This is a genomic window from Zobellia galactanivorans (assembly GCF_000973105.1).
GTDB lineage: Bacteria > Bacteroidota > Bacteroidia > Flavobacteriales > Flavobacteriaceae > Zobellia > Zobellia galactanivorans.
This window is the reverse complement of record NC_015844.1, coordinates 4,909,644-4,930,384: the sequence shown is the minus strand read 5'-3', so window position 1 is coordinate 4,930,384 and position 20,741 is coordinate 4,909,644. Positions and strand designations below refer to the sequence as shown.

The window sequence follows — 20,741 nt, the reverse complement described above, 5'->3', positions numbered from 1 at the left end:
TCAAGCCAACTATTCTATTCTACATCACTAATTTTCATTACCTTAAATAAAATTTCTATAAAATTAGAATCATTGGGTGTAGCTAAAAACGATTCGAAGTCACAGAAAGAGTATCAGAAAATGTTCATTGACCAGGCTTCTAGCGCAATGGCTATGGTCGATAATGACATGCGCTACATTGCAGCATCTCGATCATGGATAAAAGATTATGGCCTGGAAGGAATTGAAATAATAGGCCGTTCGCACTATGAAATTTTTCCTGAAATAGGTGATGATTGGAAAGCTATGCACAAGAGATGCCTAAACGGAGCTACGGATATTTGTGAAGAAACGGCTTTTAAGCGTAAAAATGGTTCCATACAATGGATCTATTGGGATGTTCGCCCTTGGTTTATATCAGAGGACAAAATTGGCGGAATTTTAATGCATACTGGCGATATTACACGTCGAAAGGAAAAAGAGCTGGAAAAAGCCAGAATTGATGACATACTTGAAAAAACAAATGAAATTGCGAGAATAGGGGCTTGGGAGTTGAATCTTATAACAAAAGTGGTGTATTGGAATAAAATAACTCGTGAAATACACGAGGTTTCAGAAGACTTTATCCCCGTTTTTGATAATGGATTTAACTTTTTCAAAGAAGGAGAAAGTAGGGATAAATTACTAAATGCGTTTGATAATGCTGAGGCTGACGGCACTCATTTTAATTTAGAATTAGAAATTATTACAGCCAAAGGTAATGTCTGTTGGACTAGGGTGATTGGAAGGGCAGAATACTCGAATGGAAAACCATCTAGGCTTTTTGGAATAATACAAGACATTGATAAAACAAAATTTGCCGAACAACAATTAAATAAGGCCCATTCTGAATTGCAGGCTATATTCGATTCTAAATCGATTATGATCGTATCAACGGATAAGAAGGGTGTTATTAAACGTTTTAACCAGGGTGCCGAGGCTTTATTGGGGTATTCTGCGGCTGAAATGGTAGGAAAAGAAAAGCCTAGATTATATATTGGCGAGGAAGAAATAATAAAATTTAGAAATGACATAGCAGAACTTAACGGAAGAGACCCGGCCACCTTTGATCATTATGTAAATTTTCATAAAATAGAGTTAAACGACACTCGTGAATGGACGTATTATAAAAAAGATGGTTCGCCGGTTTACGTCATCTCTACAATAACGGGTATAAAAAATCGCGACAATGAGAATGAAGGGTTTATTGCAATCTCAAAAGATATTTCTGAAATAAAGTACGTTGAGAATGAATTACTGAAAAAAAATCAGCTTTTGAATTTTGCGGAACAGATTTCAATGATGGCCAGTTGGAAATGGGATACAGTTGCCGATAAGGTGAAATGGTCACAAAATTTCTATAAAATTTTAGAGCTTGACGAAGACATATCCGACCTTAATTTTGACTCGTATTATAGGTTTGTCCATCCTAAGGATATAAAAATTGTCGATCAACATTTTGAGAACGTAGAAAACGACAAAAAGTGGGAGAGCTTTACGCATCGTATAATAACAACCTCGGGCAAGGTCAAAACAATTCAACTTTTTGGGGAAGTTTTTACAAACGAAAAAGGCCAGATTATAGAAATGATCGGCACTTGCCAAGATGTTACTGAAATTAAAATGGAGGAAAGGAAGTTCAGAGGGCTTCTAGAATCTGCTCCTGACGCCATGGTTATCGTAAATGATAAAGGAGTTATACAGTTGATCAATAAACAATCGGAAAAATTATTTGGATATACACCAGAAGAGTTAGTTGATAAACCGGTAGAAATCTTAATACCCGCTAGATTTTATCATAAACATTCCAACCATCGAAATCGTTTTTTCCATTCCCCGATATCACGAGAAATGGGCGATGGCAGAGAGTTGTTCGCATTAAAAAAAAATGGGAAAGAAGTACCCATTCAAATAAGTTTGAGTCCTCTTCACACAGAAGAGGGTTTGTTGGTTTCCGCTGCTATACGTGATATTACTAAACAGAAATTAGCCGAACAAAAAATTAATGACGCAAAAAATAATTTAGAACTCGTAGCTCAAACACTGTCCGCACAAAACAAGCAGCTTGCAGATTTCACCCATATAACCTCTCATAATTTAAGGGCCCCAGTGGCCAACCTTAATGCCTTACTTCAAATATATGATCAGTCAGAAAATGAAGTAGACCGTATTGATATATTTAGCAAGTTTAAAATAGTTGTTCAACATCTGACCTTAACGCTTAATACCTTGGTCGATGCATTAAAAACAAAGATCAGTGATTCAGGGGAAGACCTTGAAGAGATCAATTTGGCCGATGTGCTATTAGATACCAAAGAAATTCTTAGTGGGGCAATATTAAAGTCCGGTGTCATCATCAAGAGCGACTTTTCCAAGGTTTCTACCATTCCCTATAAGAGAATTTACATGGAAAGCATTTTCCTCAATTTGGTCGGAAATGCGATCAAATATAAATCGGAAGACCGCTTACCGGAAATACGTATTACCACAGAGATTGAAAACGAAAAAACCATACTTAAGTTCCATGACAATGGACTCGGTATTGATTTAGAGCAACACGGGCATAAATTGTTTGGATTGAATAAGGTTTTTCACAGACATCCTGATGCAAAAGGTGTAGGTTTATTTTTGACAAGAACGCAGATTGAAGCCATGGGCGGCGTTATCTCTGCATCTAGCAAGGTTAATGTAGGAACGACGTTCACAATACATTTCAAATAGTTTTGGCCCTAACACCATAAATGTGCAAGTTGAAAATAACGGCGAATTGACTTTATTTGGATCTCTGGTGGCGTTGCTCCCTTAATGGGGCCTCGGACTTTAGTTAAAACAAGGCTTGGCATTGATTTTCCGTGATGCCCAATAGTTTGGCAAGGGCAGGTTCGGTTTTAAGGGGTACTTGTATAGGTGTCATCTTCATCAACATGGGGACGGGGTTCATTTTCCCTGAAAATATTTTAAACAAATTACCGTTTATAGCCTCATAAAGTAATCCTTGTTTTTTTTTGTAAATGTTATATCCGTTCTGTGCCCATATCCCCAATAGTGCGTAGCTAAGCTTGAATTGAAGCATAGGCCTTATGGGGTCGGGGGTGAACATATTTTTTTCCACTAAAATTTAAGGGTTGGTTTAGGCTAGTAAATTAATTATAAGATTAAAAGAAAAATCCTATTTCACATATTGCCATCAAGTTTAGTAAAAACATAAATTGCCAAGGGGGCGACACTTGCCCTAATGGGGCGAATAATTTCTCGATTCCACCCGCTTTTATAGCTTTGGAAAAGGGAACCAAGCCTACCTATCCCCCCTACCCGCCTTTATCGTGTCCCCTATCTATTAACGCCTAAATTTGCTATGTGCGGTGCCATTTCCGCCTAATTAAAATAAAATCATGAACACAAAATACTACACCGTTTGCCTTTTAGTTTTTACCCTATTCTTTCAAACCGAAATAAACGCCCAAAATGACACCATTTATTACGATCACAATTGGGGCGAAACCACAAAATCAAATGCCAGTTTTTACAGGCCCTTGCCGTTAAAGCAAGACGGGAATAAATATTTGGTAAAAGACTATTATATCGATGGCACCCTGCAATTTGAGGGATGGGAGCTAAGGATGGACGCTACGGAAGCGGCACCTTTGGGCGCCAATACTTATTACGACGGTACCGTAGTGTGGTATTATCCCAATGGTCATAAAAAAACAACGATTACCTATAAAAATAAGAAAGAGAACGGAGCGATCACCTCTTATTATGAAAATGGTGCCGTAAAAAGTGATGCCGAAGTTTTGGATGGCGAATGGCAATCCTCCAAATCCTATGACAAGGAAGGTAAATTACTGACCACATTGCACTATAAAGATGGCAGGGCAAACGAAGGGATTAGTAAATGTTTTATACAGTATAAAGAGGGGCGTATAATAGCAGAGCAATTGTATTATGAAAACACTAAAATACTGGCCTATGAACGTATTTGCCCCGATAAGGGTTGTTATGATGAAAACACAGAGATCTTTTACGACAAATCCGGAAGGGTAATCCAAAAAAACAACTGTATGGACGAAAAAGTTTTGGATGGCGCGGCCATAAGCTTTTTCAAAGGAAATCGGTGTGGATACGTAAAAGGTATAAAATCCATTACAAAAATTGAACATGGGGGCTTTAACGGCCCCTATACGAGGTATGACAATAATGGCGACGTAATTTATTCCGGCATCTACAAAGATAACGAACCTTACGAAGGTACTTTTGAGACGGAAGATGAGGATAACCTGACCTATATCACAACCTATACCAAGGGGACCAAAAATGGAAAGGAAACGGTATGGAACAAGGGAAAGAAAATTGCCGAAGGATTTTATAAAGAAGGCCTAAAACAGGATGGGACTTTTGTTGAAAAAAGACAGTTTACCGGTTGGTCTAAAATCCCCATTATTGTGAATTTAAAGGATGGCAAGGAAGAAGGCCAACAAAAATTCTACAATGTAGCCAGGGATATGACCATAGGGTATTACCATGCAAAAGCGGGAATAAAAGAAGGGGCCTATGCCGCTTTTTATTATGACGGGGAAGTACTTGCAGAGGCAACCTATAAAGACGGAAAACCATTTGAAGGTATAGTCTTGTTCAATGACGAATACCGTGCTTATAAAAATGGGGTACGGATTAGGGAAAATGTAGTGGTAGACAGTGAAGAACAAGAGCGCTTACAAGCCTTTTCAAAAGGTTCCGATACGGTGGAAGGCGGGTATAACATGGGCGGTTTTGAAATGGCAAGTTCCATAGTCTTTTTAGACACCCACCGGTTTTTCTTCTCACTAAGTGTGGGCAGTATGGACCTGGTTATGTACGGAGCCTATCATTTAAAAAACGGATCCTTGAAATTACAAGTGCCCAAAGAACAAAAGCAGGCCTTTGCAGTGTATGGCAGAAAGGACGATACCCTAAAAGACACCATTCGCATTCAGTATTATAATTACGATTCTCCCAGTAAACCCTTACTGCAATTGAACAAGCAATGGTATGCCTTGGACGATGATCCCCAGCAAGCAATGGAAAATTATTCGCATAGTTATGAAACTTTTCAAGTAGATGTAAAGAAACCCACCTCCTTAAAATTAGGTATCAAAACCAAGGATGGTCAGTCCAAAATACTGCATAGCATACTTGAAGCTGAAACCCTTCAAGCGTATAACGATTTTATCATTGCCTATAATGTAACTAGCGATGAGATCAGGAAATTTGAAAACGCAGAATTTACTTTCAAAGGAGAAAACTTAATCGTTGATGGTAAGGAAAAAAAGAAACGGCTCCTTAGCCCCGAAGATAAAGAAGATGTGTTGGACTATATTATAGAGAACAGGGGCTTTCCTGCTGCCATAAAGAACAATACCTATAAAAAAATAAAGCTGAAGGATAAAACCGTTGACAAAAAAATAAAAAAGTACACCAACCTCATTAAAATCGAAGAATAGGTTTCGTGTATAGTTCGCTCTATGTTCATTCCCCAATAAGTAGGATAGCCTTTATACATATCTCGGTTAATTGATGCTACTTTTCCAAACATGTCCATCGGTCTATGATAAGCTATGGATTCATATTTTCTTTCCTTATTGTAATATTCAAAATACTCGGCCAATAGTAGGGACAGTTCCAGTCCTTCATTTGGCGGGTTCGGATACCTTCCCATATTTGACACTTCTCCACAGGCGTCTATGAAGCCCTAGCCTATTAGGGTGTAGTATTGATAAAATAGCTTCAAAAGCCTACTGTATTAATAGGATTATTCTTTACTAATATTGTAGGAAAATTTAACACAAAAAACATCTTTGTTCAGTTTTTGTCGAGTTGGTAAAACCTAGAAAACAGACACGGCATTGTATATTTGGCGATGATTCATCTGTTTGTTTGTTGAATACATTTTTATTAACCCCTAAAATTACATTATCATGAAAAAAAATTATCTTTTACTGTATTTTATTTTTCTTTTGTGTGGCTCTATCGCTGCACAGGACTGGAACGGAATTCCTGTACCTGCCAATCCCGGAAATGGTATGACTTGGCAATTACAGGATAATGTTTCGGATAGTTTTAATTACACAAGTAGTGAAGGAAATAGGCCTACTGCCTTTACTAGTAAATGGAAACCTTCCTATATCAATGGATGGACTGGTCCTGGATCAACAATTTTTAATGCGCCGCAGGCATGGACCAATGGTTCTCAATTGGCAATTCAGGCACAACCAGCAGGGAATGGAAAATCTTACAACGGAATTATCACCTCCAAAAATAAGATCCAGTACCCGGTGTATATGGAAATTAAGGCCAAGATAATGGACCAGGTACTAGCAAATGCTTTCTGGACCTTGACTGACGACGAGACTCAGGAAATTGATATTATGGAAGGCTATGGCAGTGATCGGGGGGGAACTTGGTTCGCCCAAAGAATGCATTTGAGCCACCATACATTTATTCGTAACCCCTTTACGGATTATCAGCCTATGGGAGACGCTACATGGTATTACAACGGAGGTACACCATGGCGTTCAGCATATCACCGTTATGGATGTTATTGGAAAGATCCATTTACATTGGAATATTATATTGACGGGGTAAAGGTTAGAACGGTCACAAGAGCCGAAATTGATCCTAATAATCATCTCGGCGGAACAGGGTTGAATCAGGCAACAAATATTATTATTGATTGTGAAAATCAAACAGATTGGAGGCCCGCGGCTACTCAAGAAGAACTGGCCGATGATAGCAAAAATATCTTCTGGGTCGATTGGATACGTGTGTACAAGCCTGTTGCGGTAAGTGGAGGTGGAAACAACGGTAACGACGGTGCCACTGAATTTCAATATGATTTAGGAACGGACACCTCGGCAGTATGGCCAGGGTATACACGGGTTTCCAACACCACTAGGGCTGGTAATTTTGGATGGGCGAACACCAATGACATCGGATCAAGAGATCGTGGGGCTTCTAACGGAAGGAACAATATAAACCGTGATATTAATTTTAGTTCACAAACTAGGTTCTTCACTCAAGACCTATCCAATGGCACTTATAACGTATTGATCACTTTTGGGGACACCTATGCCCGAAAAAATATGAACGTCGCGGCCGAAGGGCAAAATAAATTAACAAACATAAACACCAATGCCGGGCAATATGTTAGTAGGTCGTTTGACGTAAATGTCAACGACGGAAAACTAGATTTGCGATTTTCAGTTGGTAATGGCGGGGATGTGTGGTCCATTACAAGAATCTGGATTAGAAAAGTTACGAGCAACAGCGCTAATTTGTTAGCGGCAAAAGGATTAACATTGGAAGATCCTGTGGAAACTACGGAATTTTTATATCCTAACCCCGCAAAAACAGATGATTTTGTGACTGTTCCCAATAGTGAAATTGGAAGTAGTATAATCATCTATAATAGTGCAGGTCAAGTAGTGAAAAAAGTAAGTGTGGTTTCCGAAAATCAGAAAATATCACTAGAAGGATTTGCTAAAGGAATGTACTTTATCAATTTGAATGGTCAGAGTACAAAACTTATTGTCCAATAAACACAATAACAATTTCAATTAAACGACAAAGGCGCTCTGATGATACAGAAAGGCCTTTGTCGTTTTTTAAGTTACTTCAGGAACCAAGATAAATTTTTAGGTGGTATTGTTAGCTTCTTCTAACTAGAATATGATCTGTGTTTTGGGGCTTCTTGTACTTGCTGTAAACCGCTTCGTTTTTGTGCAATGTCGGCACATGGTGTATGCCCTGTTTACTGGGTAAATTAGGTACTTTTCTTTTTGAAGCTTGCTTTTAGTACGGTATACTGTTCGTGAAATAAGAATATAGACACCAGAAGAAAAGGTAGCCCGGACCAGAAGGCCCATTTATGAAAATCCGTATGAGGAAGTGTGGGATATGCCAAGTATCTAAATGAAAGGTAGAGTAAAAGCACACCTATAATTCCAATTGCATTTTTGGCAATGGTCTTTTTGATTACGAGACTTAACACGATAAGTAACTTGCCTAAAATAGCGGTTATTGTAGCCATCAGTAAGATATGGGAAAAAGCATCCGAAAACTTATTACCCATGGAAAACCCCCTGCCTATAGAGAAAAACTCGATTATGAACATTATGGAAATAAGGCTTTTATGAATTAGAAGAATTAAGGAATGTAAGGCTATGGTCCAAATTTTGAGTTTTTTCATACGCGGTTAAAGAGAAATTAGAGTAGGCTTTTTATCGGTGTTTAAGGTGTTGGATATGGTATTCGCTTGGTATTCGGTGTGGACCACATATTTGATAATGATTAGATATCCCCATGAATGCCTCCTACTCACAGCGACTAATATAAGAAATTCCTCACCTTTGAATGGTTTGTTGGCCTGGAAAGGACATCCCCTACCCTGGGCGCGCCCTTCAAAATCTAATACTGAGCCTTCCGCAGCGGAAATTTATTGCAAGGCATTTTTATTTACGCGGAGCGAACAGCAGGCTTGTGCCGGTTGGGTCGGTGTGTCGGCACTGTCGATTTCCACGCCATCGCATACGGAACTATTTCAGGACTTATTTTTTCTGGTAATAATACAAACGAGTGAGTCCGCTAATCCAGCCGGCAGGGTGGTGAATTCCGCCTTCATCGCCGAAAACCGTAGGTAGATCGGTTTCTTTTTTAGGTTTGCTCAGTTTGAACTGACCATCGGCCTCAAAGCCATTGGTTATGGTGCCGGTCATGGCATCCCAATCCGATTTGGAACGGTTTCCTATTCCAACGATCATACTTGCCGAAAAGTCTTCCGTATTTTCATGGAAGCCTGAGTGAAGTCCCGATATCCACTGTAAATTACCAACGGCGATTTCAATAAACCTATCGTCGTGATATAGGTTATAAAACTCCATGGCGAGGCCTGCGGCATAGCCGAAAATTTTATTATGTCCGTGGTACCATCCACTCCAGTTCAATAATCCCTCGTTTTTGTAGTATCCGGCGGGTAGTATTTTAAAAGGATTTTGATGGGTGGCCGGCAGAAAGTAGTTAAAAGCGAAACTATCGACACAGGCTTTCCAACTCACCGCATTCGGGTGATCGCCCCATAGATCCATCATCTCTATTAACGGAATCAAGTAATGGGGAAAGTGTCCGCCTTGGTTATAGGCCTTATAATTGGCATTCCATGCACCGCAGTGTATATCGGCTTTTTCGGTAAAATCATAAGAGTCGTAGGTGTAGAAATGACCGTAAAGGCCATCTTCGGCCCGGTCTTTCGGTACTTGTCTTTTTATGATTTTTGAAGCATAGTCAACGGCTTTGTTTTTATACTCCAATTCTCCGCACTTGTATAGTTCGAGCGAGGCCCACATCATCATAACCAAATCCCTGGTCATCCATTCCTTGGGCGGTCTTTTCATGCCGTAAGGCGCGCCGTGGGTGATGGCGAAATTATCGGTATTGTCCCAATGAAGCACGGGGCCATACTCTGAAATCCATTGATATGATTTTAGGGAGCGGGCTTTATATGCATTGGCAAGCGAAGGGTTTTCAGCCCGTATCAAACGCGATATTTTGGCCAATATCATGGCCGTTTTGGCCACATTTCCGGTCACGACCTTTAAATTCTCCCGGGCTTCATGAATGACGGCACCTTCCTTGAAGCCCAGTTCTTGCGCCTTGTCTTGACACAGGGCAACGTAATTCGCCCCCACTATCAATTGTTCGTGTATTTCCGATTTGTGCGCCTGGGATAGGTTCTCTTTGTCCAATTCCAATAGGTCACATAAGGCGTTTAACATAATGATATGGCTGCTTACCTCTTGTAAGGGACTGCCACAATCTTTCCATCCCCCTTCAGGTTGATAGCTCAGGCTATCGCGTATATGTAAGTGCGATAGCGCGGTTGCATACCAAGTTTCGTCCCAGAGCCGTTTTTTGCCTATGGTAATGGGTAATTCCTTTTTACTTTGGAATATAGGTTTGTTATGGTCCCTAATTTCCAAAACATAGGCGCCGGCCGTTTTACAATCTGAAAAATCGACTTTCCACCAGAATTTGTTCCACTTTTTGGTAGATTTCCCAATCTTACCTTTAAGCACCTTTTTATGGTCTGAGGCCCTTCTTAATATAAAAGTGGCATCGGCACTCAAAAATGTAGAATCGGTATTTTGAATCATGGCATGTTTGGGCATATGGCTATCGTATCCTACCTGCGAATAGGTCAATAAGGTGTAATCGTATGGCTTTTGGGAAAAACCGAAAAACGATATCAGTAAAAAAAGGAGGCTAAGTATGTACTTCATCTTCAATTTGTATTCGGGCATTATGCCCTTATAGGTTGTTGTTCTTTGGCCCGAAATAGTACGGTCTTGTAATTGGGGCCTATTATGGGACGGGACTGTAAATTACATTTCGGCGTCGGCCAATTTCTTGGTATCGACATACTGCTGAAAGGCGGTAATCTTTCCTTCATCGTTAAGTGTCCATAAATGTGCGGCCTGGGCATTATAACTTTTTCCGGTAGCCTTTACCTTGGCATTGTACCTTAGGGTAGCTAAGACCATGTTATCGCTCATGCCATGGACTTTTACGTCTTGTACGCCAAAGTGCTCGTGCTTGGCTCCAAGGCGTGCAAATACGCCTTCTAAGATCGAATCTGGACCTATGTAGGGGTTTCCGTCCGCAAGTGGATTGCTCTCGGCTTCCTTCCATTCGATTTTTGCGTGCATCAAGCCCAGAACAATGGGCATATCGCCGGTAGCAAAAGCCTTGTACAAGGTGTCAATGGTTTGAATGTTCTGTTTTGTTCCCATGATTTTGGTTTTAGTTGGTCTTAATTTTAAGATAAGTGAACTTGAACAATGAAAGTCAACAATGAAAAATGGGTATCGGTACTATATAGTTATAGGCGCTAAAGCAATACATCCCCTAAAGAAAGCTGGCCAAGGGGTATCTCTTTTAGCGGATGCACTATGGATTCTAAATTTCGGCATTCGATTCCACTATTTTCTTCCCATAAATATGATATACGGTACGGTGTACCTATGTGTTCAACTTGCTTTTTAATTGCGATTTTCCATTTTCATCCCATTCGTTTTTTAGAATGCTCAATAAAACGGAGTCGGTTCGTCCTATTCCGTTCGTTGCCGGAAAAATTCCCCGCATGATGCCTTCTTTTTTACAGCCTACGCTTTCCATTGCCGCAATGCTTATTTTATTTTCGATATAGGCTCCTAGCCCTATTCTTTCAGCTCCCATTCTCTCAAAGGCAAATTCAAACAACAGATATTTGCAATGTTTGTTTAGACCCGTTCCCCTGAACGCTTTTCCGTACCAAGTATAGCCTAACCGGATGGCTTTCAGACTAGGGGTTATTTCACAATATCTGGTGCTTCCGGCAAATTGATTCTTGATTTTGTCAAAAACGATAAATGGATACTCCTTCCCTATCTTTCGGTTGTTAATGGCCGATTGGATGTATTGGGTCAGGTTTTCAATTCCGTCGCCTTTTACGAAAGAGTATTTCCAGATATCGGCTTCGTTGGCGATTTCAATTAAGTCGTTGACGTGCTCGGTCTTAAGGGGACTTAATTTGACAAAGTCGTCTTCTAAAATGTGGTTGTTCTTACAGTCGAAATTTAGCATTTGCTTTATTTTTATTCATTGTGCCCATGGCCTAGTTATCATGTGCCGCTTTTTTTATTTTGTATTCAAATTGTAAAACCCTCAAATTCCACAAGGTCAAGGTCTGGGTAGCGGTAATTCTTTGATGTTCACTTCGTACTACAAGCTTGTCTTTAAATGAGGAAATGAACTTGGTCCATAATTGTCCCTTTGAGTCTTCCAGTAAAAAGTAAAATCCGCTATCCCCTATTCGATGTCCTGCGGAATCGAGTATGAGTTCACCGTTTCTTCCGACCTTAGGGGTTAAAATGACAGTAGCATTTCCATTGGGTAAAGGAAATATCGCTTTGATACCTGTCTGTCCCGATGGTATGGTACAGGTTTCATAAACCCCCGAATACACGATTTGATCGGTAGACTTAAAGGTTCGGAGCCAGACCGTTCTTTTGACTTCATTTGTTTTGGGGTCTACTAGTTGAATTATTTCACTTGTCAATCCTGACGGGTCCTTTATGTTTTTTATTGGGACGTTTAGTTGCTCTATTCTTTTGCTGAACAGTATGTTTAGTAAAACGCCGAAGCCCTTAAAAAAAGGATTCCATTTTACTTTTAACCGAAGGTCGTAATCAGATGTGTTTTGATAAAAGTCAACCACATCTTTAGATAAGGTATTTAATTCATTGGGAGACAGCTTGAGTTGGTCGATCGATTGAATCAATCCCTTGTTCCTTTTCCCATGATCCATATGTAAACCTTCTTTTTTGGCCAGGTAGTCGATAAATTTCAAACCAATACCATTGGTGCCGCCAAAAGGTCCTAAGAGCCATTGGTGTTCGGTCGTATCGATTTTCTTTCCAAAAAGAATAACCCATTGCTGCGTGATCCGATCTTGAAGACTTTGTTTTTTATGTGCTATTCCCATATCTACCGAAACCCTTATGTAGGGGGAATAAAATTTGATTTCCCTTTCCACTCGCCGAATTCGGCCAAAGGCTTAAACCTTAAAGTAGTAAACTCATAATGAAAGTTCTTTCTTTCTCTTTCTTTCATGGCGGCGGAATGTCTTTGAGGTCTTTCTACCGCACTATGACCATGGACCATATCGGTCATTTCTTTTTCCGTTTTCCAAATCGAAAAAGTCGAGACGGTATTGGGAAAATTGATAGACGCTAATGAAAGTACCGTACCCGGGTGGTCTCTCACCAGTTTTTCTACAGGTCTTCCCCAATGAATAAACCTTGGAAGGGCCAATGGCTTCATTCGTGCTATGGTGACTGCGACTACAGGCGCATTTGAACTTTCCGGTTGCGCTCTGTGCTTTGGTATTTCAAACCCGCTAAACTTTCCCCATTCCCTAATAAAGGACAGGCGCACGTGCCAAGCTTTAGCGAGCCTACGTCCAAAACGGTCTTCTTTCAAATAGTTTTCAAGGGCACTTTCGTTTTCCCATTGCATAAAAACGGCCACTTGCCCGAGTAAGATTCGAGACGAGGATAAGATAGGAGCGCCCAGGGTCATTGCCGTCATGTATTCCGAGTGGATCAGCCCTTTCGTATTCTTGGCAATCGGATTCGAGAATATGCCTTTCATCGCATCAAAAAAGGGAAGTTTTACTAAATGATACGAGAATAGGCTCACTTTGACTTTATTTGAATTCGTAGTTCTATGCTGTTTTCAAGTCACATACCAGGAGGGTATAGTCATTGATGCTATTCTACTTATAGCAACTAAGGTAGTAAATCTCTCGTAACCTTGTGTCAGCCGGGAAGTACATACCCCCTTCAAAGGGGGACTGTATTTGGATCTTGTATGGCTTTGATTTTTTCTGGTCAGGATGCCTATGTGGTGTGGGGCTAACCTTCCCTAACGAAGCGGGAATGCCTTATTTTTTATGGGGCATCTTCATTTGGTAAAGGTCAAAACCTTTTGCCCAAAAATCCTTTTCCGTTTTTTCAAGTTCGAATCCCATTTTTTCATAAAACTTATGGGCCAATTGTGTTGTTCGAACGACGATTGAATCCATATTTTCAATCCCCTTCAAATGATCAAGCCGGTGTTGTATCAGCGTTCTTCCCACGCCTTTTCCTTGGAAATTTGGGTTGATGATATCCCACGAAATTCGGGCAAGTCTTAATTTAGGGAAGTAATTTATCCCTCCTGCTCCAATAATGACGGCATTCTCTTCATAAACAAAGTAATCTTCCACTTCGCGATCAAGATAGTTTGATAAATCGGCTTCTTCGGAAGGAGCAAAAAAAGCAGGAGTATTCTTTCGTAGTAATTCGATTATTTTCGGTTTATCCTTATTTGAATATTTCCTGATCATTATGCGCGTTATGGTTTTCAAATGAGAGCCAGTAGTACTATACTATTTCCTTGCGTTGAAGTGAAAATATGTCTTTACCTAATTCGTTAAACTTCTCAATAACCGAATCGCTACCATTGTCCATGATTTCTTTTCTTTCCCTTTCTGATATGGGCACCATCCATAGGAAATTGATTTTTGAGCCACGATAGTCCTCTAGTTCAGGCTTAGGGAGGATGTCCAATCTATTGGTGAGCCAAACAAAATTGAATATTGAAGAATTAAAACGCATAAAATTGATGGTGTGCCCTTCGCCTAAAAACGTAATATGGTCCCAAGGGATAGAAGATTGGGCACTTATCCACCTAGCCATTTCCTGTAATTCATCATCGGAAAAAACGGAATTCAATATAATTCCGAGCTCGATCCGATTCGACTCAAACCGGTCTTCAAAGTACATCTCAACCAAGGGCATAGGGACTAAGGAAAGTCCCACTGTCGCAAAGACCGTTTTTGACTCGCCCGCTCTCAAATAGAGGCCTTTAGGCGGCCATTCGTTTCCATCTATGGCGTAATACTTGTCGTGCTTCCCAAACGATTCATCGTAGGTGCCTAATATCAAGGGTTGTTGAATTTGAAAAGGGTTCAATTCATTGCCCCAAGAATCCCAATAGGCCTTAGATTGTTGTATCCTGTCCAAAAATTCATTTGATTTTGTCAATTCCCAAGCAAAATCCCCTTGTCCGATACAATCCCTTGCATATCCATAAAAGCCATTTTTTCCTCCCCAGCTTGGGATGATGGCAATTACTTCCCCATTTGCTAAAAGACTTGCGGCATCTCCTTCTTCGGTCCAAATAATTTCCAAATCATTTGGATCCAATTTCCCCTGTCCTTCCTTGAACTTACAAAATTGTTCGGGCAGCATAGGGGGAATGCCCTTGTCCATTAATTTTTCTTCCAATTTGGCCGGGGCTTTTTTTAGATTTCTAACCCAGCAAGATTTTACCCCAAAATTTGTTTTTTCATCTCCCCATAAATAAAAGTAGACGACTCGGTTGTCTTGTTCCACAAATGCTTTAATCGGGCAAGAAGGTGATGCTTCCTCGATCAGGACTTCGGCTTCTTGAAATTCTTCTTCTTCGGATGAAAATAGATTTTTTAGGAAACTCATGCTTTGGTGTTTTGGTCGAGTTGGTTATATAAAAGGATATGATTATTGATGCTATTCTAAATTGATAACGTCAAAAATAAGCATCTCTTATATCGCTTTACGGATAACATAAGGATGAGGCTTGCCCTAGTCGAGGAATACCTCCCCCGCCCTGCCTGCGCGCGCCTTCAAAGGGGGACTCTATTCGGACCTTGTATTAGTTTGTTTTTTTTGGTCGGGGTGATGCATGGAAACTAGGGGGGCAGCATCTTTAATGAAGGGGTGGTGCTTCGGTCTTTACCGTTAGTTTTAAAGTCTAAACGGCTCCCATTTTCCCCCTATTCCATTCCGCTCTGCCCCAACTCCAATGGGCATTTCAAACAATTCGTTCAGGGTGTTATCGAGTTCCACAGCATTTTTTAAAGAAATGAGTTTTGCGTTTTCTTCCGTGTGGTCGTTCCCTCCACATAAGAATTGCCAATCTCCATCCGTATCGTGCGATGCATATAGTATCGGACATTTTTCATCAACTACATGATTGCAGGTAAAAACGGCCTTGTTTTCGGGGTCGTTAAATTTAAATTCCGGTTTGTTTTGGTCGTTTTTTCCTTTTCCGAATAGGTTAAATAGGCTCATAGCAATTAGTAAAGTGAGTGAAATTCATTTGTCATTCTTCGTAGTCTGAATTTTTCCAATGCACGCCACGAATGGGATATCATCATTAATGCTATCCTAAATTGACAACGTCAAAAATAAGTATCTCATATATCGCTGTGCGGATACCACGAGTAGGAGCCTTGCCTTAATCGGGGAATACCTCCCCTGCCCTATGGGCATCCCCCTTCAAAAAGGGGGATTTTATCAGGAGTTGAACTACTCGGCGCTGGCCAACTGTCCGCTTTCGCCAGTATAGGTCACCCTATAAATGGCATCGCCAAAATCATCGGAAATCAGAAGGGAGCCATCTTCAAGGAATAGCACATCTACGGGCCTTCCAAAGGCTTCCTGGCTTTCTTCGTCCAACCAGCCGTCTATAAAGGTTTCATAAGCTACCGCTTCATTGTTTTCGATTTTCACCAAAGAAATCCTATAGCCAGATTTTTTAGAGCGGTTCCACGAGCCGTGTTCGGCGATAAAGGCGTATTTTTTATATTTTTCGGGAAACATAGCTCCGGTATAAAACTTTATGCCCAAGGGGGCTACATGGGCTCCTAGGGTCTGAATGGGCGCTACAAAATCGGAGCATGGGCGTTGGTCTCCGAACTCGGGATCCTTGATGGTGCCACCGTGGCAAAACGGATAGCCATAATGCTGTCCGGCCTCCGTGACCCGGTTCAATTCACAGGGAGGAATATCATCGCCCATCATATCCCTGCCATTATCGGTAAAATACATTTCCTTGGTTTCTGGGTGCCATGTAAAACCTACGGTATTACGAACGCCCCTGGCATAGATCTCGCGGTTGCTTCCATCGGGGTCCATACGGCTAATGCTGGCAAAACGCTCATCTACCATGGTAGAATCACAAATGTTACAGGGAGCGCCTACGGGAACGTACAATTTGTCATCGGGGCCAAAGGCGATGTATTTCCATCCGTGATGAAAGGCCTCGGGAAAATCGTCATACACGAGCTTGGGTTCGGGTACACTGTCTAAATTGGCCTCAATATTGTCATAACGGAAGAGTTTGCTTACATCGGCCACATAAAGTGAGCCATTTCTAAAAGCGATTCCGTTGGGCGAATCAAAAATAGTATCCAACTCAATCACTCTGTCCGCCTTAAAATCCTTATCACGGTCTTGAATGGCATATACCCTTTTGTCGTTTCTAGTGCCCACGAAAAGAGTCCCGTCGTCACCCATGGCCATAGAGCGTGCACCATCGATACTGTCGGCGAATACCTCTATCTTAAATCCATCAGGTAAGTTCAGGCGGTCAATGGGGAGTTGGGACTTGGCTTCGTCGTAGCTTACCGCGGGTTCCTTTTCTTCGGTTTTTTCCTTTTTGTCGTTACAGGCCGTAAAGCCAACCATTATCAGGGCGGCTGCAAATGTTTTTAGGGTAAGGTTTTTCATGTGTTTGTTGTTAGAGGTATTTTTTTAAATTTTCTTTAAAGAACGTAGCGCTATCGGCAATGCTCTGCATGTCGTTGTGGGCGAAGTTTCCGCCTTGCTCAATATAATAATACGCTAGGGCATCAGGGTCGATTTGCGACAGCATTTTTACGTAGTCAATGGAGCCATTGCCCAGTTCGGTATAGTCGCGGCTCACTTTATCCATATCCTTGATATGCCACATGACATAACGCCCCGGATGTTGGGCAATAAGCTCTTGTGGGGTACTGTTTGACGAATGTACCACCCAATACATATCCATCTGCAACTTGACCAAATCAGGGTCGGTTTCCCTTAGGATAATATCATAACCGGTTTGCCCATTGTGGTCGGTAAATTCAAAATCGTGGTTATGATACGCAAAACCCAAGCCTGCGGCCTTTACCTGCTCCCCCATCCAATTCAATTTACCACTTAGTACCTTAAAGTTTTCAAGGGTTCTAAACTCGGGGGCCAACCAAGGCCAGGTAATATAGGGTTTGTCCAGGATTTGGGCCCCTTTGATACAGGCGTCCAAATAGGCTTTTAGCTCGTCTTCGGGTTTGTCAAAATAAGACGAAAAATTATAATGTCCGCTAGAGACGGTCAGGTCAAGATCATCCAAAATCTGTTTGAACTCCCCTGCCCTATACCCGTAATACCCGATACGGTCTGGGTCAAAACCATAGATCTCAAGGTCTTCATAGCCCATGGCCCTTGCCTTTTTAAGGCTCTCTATAGGGGCTTTCGCCATGGCATCGCGAATGGTAAACAGTTGTAGGCCCATTTTGAACTTGGGTTTACGGGCCAAGGGAAATTTGGTAATGGGCAGTAGGGTTGCGGCCGATGCCCATGTACTCCGTTTAATAAAATCTCTTCGTTCCATTATTGGCGATATCTCATTCAAAAAAAAAGGGTCTGCCCGATAAGGCAAACCCGAATATATTACAAAGTTTTGGGAGAACGAAAATTTATACGATTTATGAAACCGATTCCAGTGCTTTCCCGATAAGGGTGTCGCCTTCTAGAATTTCTATGGTCGCATTGGTAAGGGCGTCATCGTGGAGGGCACGGACTAAGGTTTGGGCTACATCGTCCCTGCTAATGGAGCCGGATTGGCCTAAGCTCGACGCGGCCTTGATCTTTCCGCTTCCCTTATCGTTGGTCAATGAACCGGGGCGTACGATGGCATAGGTAAGCTTGCTTTCCTTTAAATATACATCGGCATTGTGCTTGGCCTTAAGGTATTCCTTTAGGTCGCTTGCCTGTTCGGGCCTATCGGCGCCCATGGAACTCAGCATTACGAATTTTTTTAGATGGACGGATTTTGAGGCATCTACCAGTTTGTTGGCCCCCTCTTCATCCACCTCCTTAACTTTCTTCCCTCCTGAACCGGCGGCGAATATTGCCTTATCGATGTCCTTTACCGTATGCGATATGTCCCCTTCCAAGTCGCCCAAGACCGTGGCAATGTTATCCTTTTCAAATTGAGCCTGTTGCGATGCCTTGCGCACCATGGCCACGGGGGTGAAATATTGTGATTCGTTGAGTAAGGCTACTATCTTTTTTCCTGTGGTACCGTTGGCACCCGCTACTAATACATTTTCCATTTCATCGTTTTTTTGTTCCTACGAAGTTACGTCTAAGCTATGGCGCGGCTTGATCCAGAATGATTCCTTTTTGCCCCAAAAACATTCCGTTGCGCTTCCTTACCTTTGCGGCATAATTTTTTTTGAATGGCCCATCAGCATTATAAGATCTATAAGCCTTTCGGACTCATCAGTCAGATGGGGTCGAACAATATAAAGGAGAAACGTACCAAGCGCTTTATAAGCGAACTGTATGATTTTGTAGAAGGAAGTATGGCTATAGGAAGGCTGGACGAAAAATCGGAGGGACTCCTTTTAATGACGACGGACGGAAAATTGAGCGATACGGTGAACCGGTCGGGCATAGAAAAGGAATATTATGCCCAATTGGACGGTAGCATTAGTCCGGAAGCCATAGAAGAACTTCAGCAAGGCGTGGAAATCGGTATTGCAGGTAAAAAATACCGTACTAAGCCCTGTGCGGCGCGATTGATAAAGGAAGACCCGGGTTTTCCTAAGGCCCACCCCTTATTGCGTGTGGGGACGCATCGGCCTAATTCTTGGTTATCGGTGACCTTAACGGAAGGTAAATTTCGGCAAGTACGAAAAATGACGGCGGCGGTAGGCTTTCCTACCTTGCGATTGGTGCGGGTACGTATCGGGTCGGTGACCTTGCAAGGCATGAATCCGTCCGATGTTATCGATTTTCCGGATATGCCTGCGGTACTAAATCTCGAATGATCGAATTACTCGGTCAATTTTTGAATTGGGGTAAGCGCTACTTTTCTAAATTCGACTTCAGAACCTTCGGCCTGTAGGGCAATTTGTCCGCTCTGGGCGGTAGCCTCATAGCCATGGTTGACCATATCGCCGTTTACCCAAACCTTGATCTCGTTTTTTAGGCATTCTATGGTCATATGGTTCCACTCCCCTACGGGTTTTTCCGAACCATCGGTCAGGTTGACAATGCGTCGTTTCTTTCCTTCGGTAATACCCCATTCTTCTTTTGGCCCGCGTCGTTCCACCATATCATCTACCTTGATATCTTCGACAATACACCAAAAATCACCGGCATTCTCGTGCATCATCTGCACCTCAATGGATTTAGGGAACATCTTATAAAGGGAGCGCGGTGTAGAGGCAAAGACCAAGACACCACAATTGCCCGGTTCCCCGGCAAAACGATACTCAACGTCAAGGCGGAAGTCCTCGTACGAAGCATCCGTAATGATGTGGCCTGCAGGCGTTCCCAAGCTGACCAACATGCCATCCCTCATAATAAAAGGGTTTCTGGCATCCGTGCTATCCATGGCCGGCACATCAATATGCCACCCACTTAAGTCCTTGCCATTGAACAGGTTCTTGGCAGAGGGTGTACATGAACATAGGGTAGCAAAAGCTAGAGAAAAAACTAAGATGAATTTTTTCATAGACGTAGAAAACGGACATAACATGCTGCCCTTTTATTAAGATTGTATTATTTGAAAACGGCCGCTTAAATTTTCTTTACGCGAACGGCGTTCATACCCTTCATTCCCTTTTCAAGTTCAAAGGCTACCTTGTCGTTCTCATCGATTTCGTCGATAAGACCACTAACGTGAACAAAGTATTTTTCTTGATTTTCAGAATCGATAATAAAACCGAAGCCTTTGGAGAAATCGAAATAGGACACCTTACCGTTACGTACAGGGTCAAATTCCTCTTCTTCGCCTTCTACTTTCTTGGGAATGCCCAATACGATATCTTCGGCATCGACCTGAACTTTTTGGGATGGATCTGGTGGAGTATCTACAAGGTTACCATTATGGTCAACGTAAGCAAAAGGAATACCTTCGCCTCCTTCTTTAGCAGCAGCTTTTCGAGCTTCTTTCTTCTTTTGTTTCTCTTCTCGTCTCTTTAGACGTTTCTTCTCTTTTTCAGTCTTATTATAGGTTTGCTGCGATTTTGCCAT

19 protein-coding genes are annotated in these 20,741 nt (G+C 41.7%); 4 read left to right on the top strand and 15 right to left on the bottom strand.

Annotated elements, in window-relative coordinates:
* Positions 1-72: 72 nt before the first annotated feature.
* On the top strand, positions 73-2,739 hold the full coding sequence (locus ZOBGAL_RS19820; RefSeq protein WP_013995529.1) for a PAS domain-containing sensor histidine kinase: 2,667 nt from the start codon (positions 73-75) through the stop codon (positions 2,737-2,739).
* 103 nt (positions 2,740-2,842) lie between these two features.
* On the opposite strand, the gene ZOBGAL_RS19815 is transcribed toward ZOBGAL_RS19820, so the two are convergent.
* Positions 2,843-3,130 (bottom strand): hypothetical protein, encoded by a 288-nt coding sequence (locus tag ZOBGAL_RS19815; protein WP_013995528.1) that lies wholly within the window; start codon positions 3,128-3,130, stop codon positions 2,843-2,845.
* 280 nt (positions 3,131-3,410) lie between these two features.
* Here ZOBGAL_RS19815 and ZOBGAL_RS19810 point away from each other — a divergent pair, with 280 nt between their 5' ends.
* Together ZOBGAL_RS19810 and agaA are read left to right on the top strand one after the other, a co-directional pair.
* Positions 3,411-5,498, top strand: coding sequence for a toxin-antitoxin system YwqK family antitoxin (locus ZOBGAL_RS19810; protein WP_013995527.1), 2,088 nt, complete (start codon positions 3,411-3,413; stop codon positions 5,496-5,498).
* 474 nt (positions 5,499-5,972) lie between these two features.
* A complete protein-coding gene (gene agaA, locus ZOBGAL_RS23225; RefSeq protein ID WP_013995526.1) occupies positions 5,973-7,592 on the top strand; it encodes a beta-agarase AgaA in 1,620 nt (539 codons plus the stop codon).
* A 224-nt stretch (positions 7,593-7,816) separates the two neighbouring features.
* On the opposite strand, the gene ZOBGAL_RS19800 is transcribed toward agaA, so the two are convergent.
* From ZOBGAL_RS19800 to ZOBGAL_RS19740, 12 genes are all read right to left on the bottom strand, one after another.
* Positions 7,817-8,242, bottom strand: a complete 426-nt coding sequence (locus tag ZOBGAL_RS19800) for a hypothetical protein (protein WP_046287612.1) — start codon at positions 8,240-8,242, stop codon at positions 7,817-7,819.
* A 358-nt stretch (positions 8,243-8,600) separates the two neighbouring features.
* On the bottom strand, positions 8,601-10,328 hold the full coding sequence (locus ZOBGAL_RS19795) for a cellulase N-terminal Ig-like domain-containing protein (protein WP_158499754.1): 1,728 nt from the start codon (positions 10,326-10,328) through the stop codon (positions 8,601-8,603).
* Positions 10,329-10,430: 102 nt separating this feature from the next.
* Positions 10,431-10,838: a nuclear transport factor 2 family protein gene (locus ZOBGAL_RS19790; RefSeq protein ID WP_013995523.1), complete on the bottom strand. Its 408-nt coding sequence runs from the start codon at positions 10,836-10,838 to the stop codon at positions 10,431-10,433.
* A gap of 229 nt (positions 10,839-11,067) precedes the next feature.
* On the bottom strand, positions 11,068-11,670 hold the full coding sequence (locus ZOBGAL_RS19780; protein WP_013995522.1) for a GNAT family N-acetyltransferase: 603 nt from the start codon (positions 11,668-11,670) through the stop codon (positions 11,068-11,070).
* Positions 11,671-11,701: 31 nt separating this feature from the next.
* The gene (locus ZOBGAL_RS19775; RefSeq protein WP_013995521.1) at positions 11,702-12,571 is read right to left on the bottom strand and encodes a hypothetical protein; all 870 of its coding nucleotides are present in this window, start codon (positions 12,569-12,571) and stop codon (positions 11,702-11,704) included.
* A 14-nt stretch (positions 12,572-12,585) separates the two neighbouring features.
* Complete coding sequence (locus ZOBGAL_RS19770; RefSeq protein ID WP_013995520.1) at positions 12,586-13,287, bottom strand: hypothetical protein; 702 nt, start codon at positions 13,285-13,287, stop codon at positions 12,586-12,588.
* Positions 13,288-13,531: 244 nt separating this feature from the next.
* Positions 13,532-13,975 carry a GNAT family N-acetyltransferase gene (locus tag ZOBGAL_RS19765; RefSeq protein ID WP_013995519.1) on the bottom strand — a complete coding sequence of 148 codons (444 nt, stop codon included), beginning with the start codon at positions 13,973-13,975 and terminating at the stop codon, positions 13,532-13,534.
* 37 nt (positions 13,976-14,012) lie between these two features.
* Positions 14,013-15,128: a suppressor of fused domain protein gene (locus ZOBGAL_RS19760; protein WP_013995518.1), complete on the bottom strand. Its 1,116-nt coding sequence runs from the start codon at positions 15,126-15,128 to the stop codon at positions 14,013-14,015.
* Positions 15,129-15,416: 288 nt separating this feature from the next.
* Positions 15,417-15,743, bottom strand: coding sequence for a hypothetical protein (locus ZOBGAL_RS19755; protein ID WP_013995517.1), 327 nt, complete (start codon positions 15,741-15,743; stop codon positions 15,417-15,419).
* 237 nt (positions 15,744-15,980) lie between these two features.
* A complete protein-coding gene (locus tag ZOBGAL_RS19750; RefSeq protein ID WP_013995516.1) occupies positions 15,981-17,183 on the bottom strand; it encodes a PQQ-dependent sugar dehydrogenase in 1,203 nt (400 codons plus the stop codon).
* Positions 17,184-17,193: 10 nt separating this feature from the next.
* Positions 17,194-18,087, bottom strand: a complete 894-nt coding sequence (locus tag ZOBGAL_RS19745) for a sugar phosphate isomerase/epimerase family protein (RefSeq protein WP_013995515.1) — start codon at positions 18,085-18,087, stop codon at positions 17,194-17,196.
* Positions 18,088-18,181: 94 nt separating this feature from the next.
* The gene (locus tag ZOBGAL_RS19740; RefSeq protein ID WP_013995514.1) at positions 18,182-18,811 is read right to left on the bottom strand and encodes an SDR family oxidoreductase; all 630 of its coding nucleotides are present in this window, start codon (positions 18,809-18,811) and stop codon (positions 18,182-18,184) included.
* Between the two features lie 126 nt (positions 18,812-18,937).
* On the opposite strand from ZOBGAL_RS19740, the gene ZOBGAL_RS19735 reads away from it, so the two are divergent.
* A complete protein-coding gene (locus ZOBGAL_RS19735) occupies positions 18,938-19,531 on the top strand; it encodes a pseudouridine synthase (RefSeq protein WP_013995513.1) in 594 nt (197 codons plus the stop codon).
* Positions 19,532-19,536: 5 nt separating this feature from the next.
* Here ZOBGAL_RS19735 and ZOBGAL_RS19730 read toward each other — a convergent pair whose 3' ends face one another.
* Together ZOBGAL_RS19730 and ZOBGAL_RS19725 are read right to left on the bottom strand one after the other, a co-directional pair.
* The gene (locus tag ZOBGAL_RS19730) at positions 19,537-20,220 is read right to left on the bottom strand and encodes a 3-keto-disaccharide hydrolase (RefSeq protein WP_046287610.1); all 684 of its coding nucleotides are present in this window, start codon (positions 20,218-20,220) and stop codon (positions 19,537-19,539) included.
* A 65-nt stretch (positions 20,221-20,285) separates the two neighbouring features.
* On the bottom strand, positions 20,286-20,741 hold the full coding sequence (locus ZOBGAL_RS19725) for a cold-shock protein (RefSeq protein WP_013995511.1): 456 nt from the start codon (positions 20,739-20,741) through the stop codon (positions 20,286-20,288).

Coding starts and splice junctions, on each gene's coding strand:
- ZOBGAL_RS19810 (WP_013995527.1), top strand. CDS start 3,411: ATGAACACAAAATACTACACCGTTTGCCTTTTAGTTTTTACCCTATTC.
- agaA (WP_013995526.1), top strand. CDS start 5,973: ATGAAAAAAAATTATCTTTTACTGTATTTTATTTTTCTTTTGTGTGGC.
- ZOBGAL_RS19800 (WP_046287612.1), bottom strand. CDS start 8,242: ATGAAAAAACTCAAAATTTGGACCATAGCCTTACATTCCTTAATTCTT.
- ZOBGAL_RS19795 (WP_158499754.1), bottom strand. CDS start 10,328: ATGAAGTACATACTTAGCCTCCTTTTTTTACTGATATCGTTTTTCGGT.
- ZOBGAL_RS19790 (WP_013995523.1), bottom strand. CDS start 10,838: ATGGGAACAAAACAGAACATTCAAACCATTGACACCTTGTACAAGGCT.
- ZOBGAL_RS19780 (WP_013995522.1), bottom strand. CDS start 11,670: ATGCTAAATTTCGACTGTAAGAACAACCACATTTTAGAAGACGACTTT.
- ZOBGAL_RS19775 (WP_013995521.1), bottom strand. CDS start 12,571: ATGGGAATAGCACATAAAAAACAAAGTCTTCAAGATCGGATCACGCAG.
- ZOBGAL_RS19765 (WP_013995519.1), bottom strand. CDS start 13,975: ATGATCAGGAAATATTCAAATAAGGATAAACCGAAAATAATCGAATTA.
- ZOBGAL_RS19760 (WP_013995518.1), bottom strand. CDS start 15,128: ATGAGTTTCCTAAAAAATCTATTTTCATCCGAAGAAGAAGAATTTCAA.
- ZOBGAL_RS19755 (WP_013995517.1), bottom strand. CDS start 15,743: ATGAGCCTATTTAACCTATTCGGAAAAGGAAAAAACGACCAAAACAAA.
- ZOBGAL_RS19750 (WP_013995516.1), bottom strand. CDS start 17,183: ATGAAAAACCTTACCCTAAAAACATTTGCAGCCGCCCTGATAATGGTT.
- ZOBGAL_RS19745 (WP_013995515.1), bottom strand. CDS start 18,087: ATGGAACGAAGAGATTTTATTAAACGGAGTACATGGGCATCGGCCGCA.
- ZOBGAL_RS19740 (WP_013995514.1), bottom strand. CDS start 18,811: ATGGAAAATGTATTAGTAGCGGGTGCCAACGGTACCACAGGAAAAAAG.
- ZOBGAL_RS19735 (WP_013995513.1), top strand. CDS start 18,938: ATGGCCCATCAGCATTATAAGATCTATAAGCCTTTCGGACTCATCAGT.
- ZOBGAL_RS19730 (WP_046287610.1), bottom strand. CDS start 20,220: ATGAAAAAATTCATCTTAGTTTTTTCTCTAGCTTTTGCTACCCTATGT.
- ZOBGAL_RS19725 (WP_013995511.1), bottom strand. CDS start 20,741: ATGGCAAAATCGCAGCAAACCTATAATAAGACTGAAAAAGAGAAGAAA.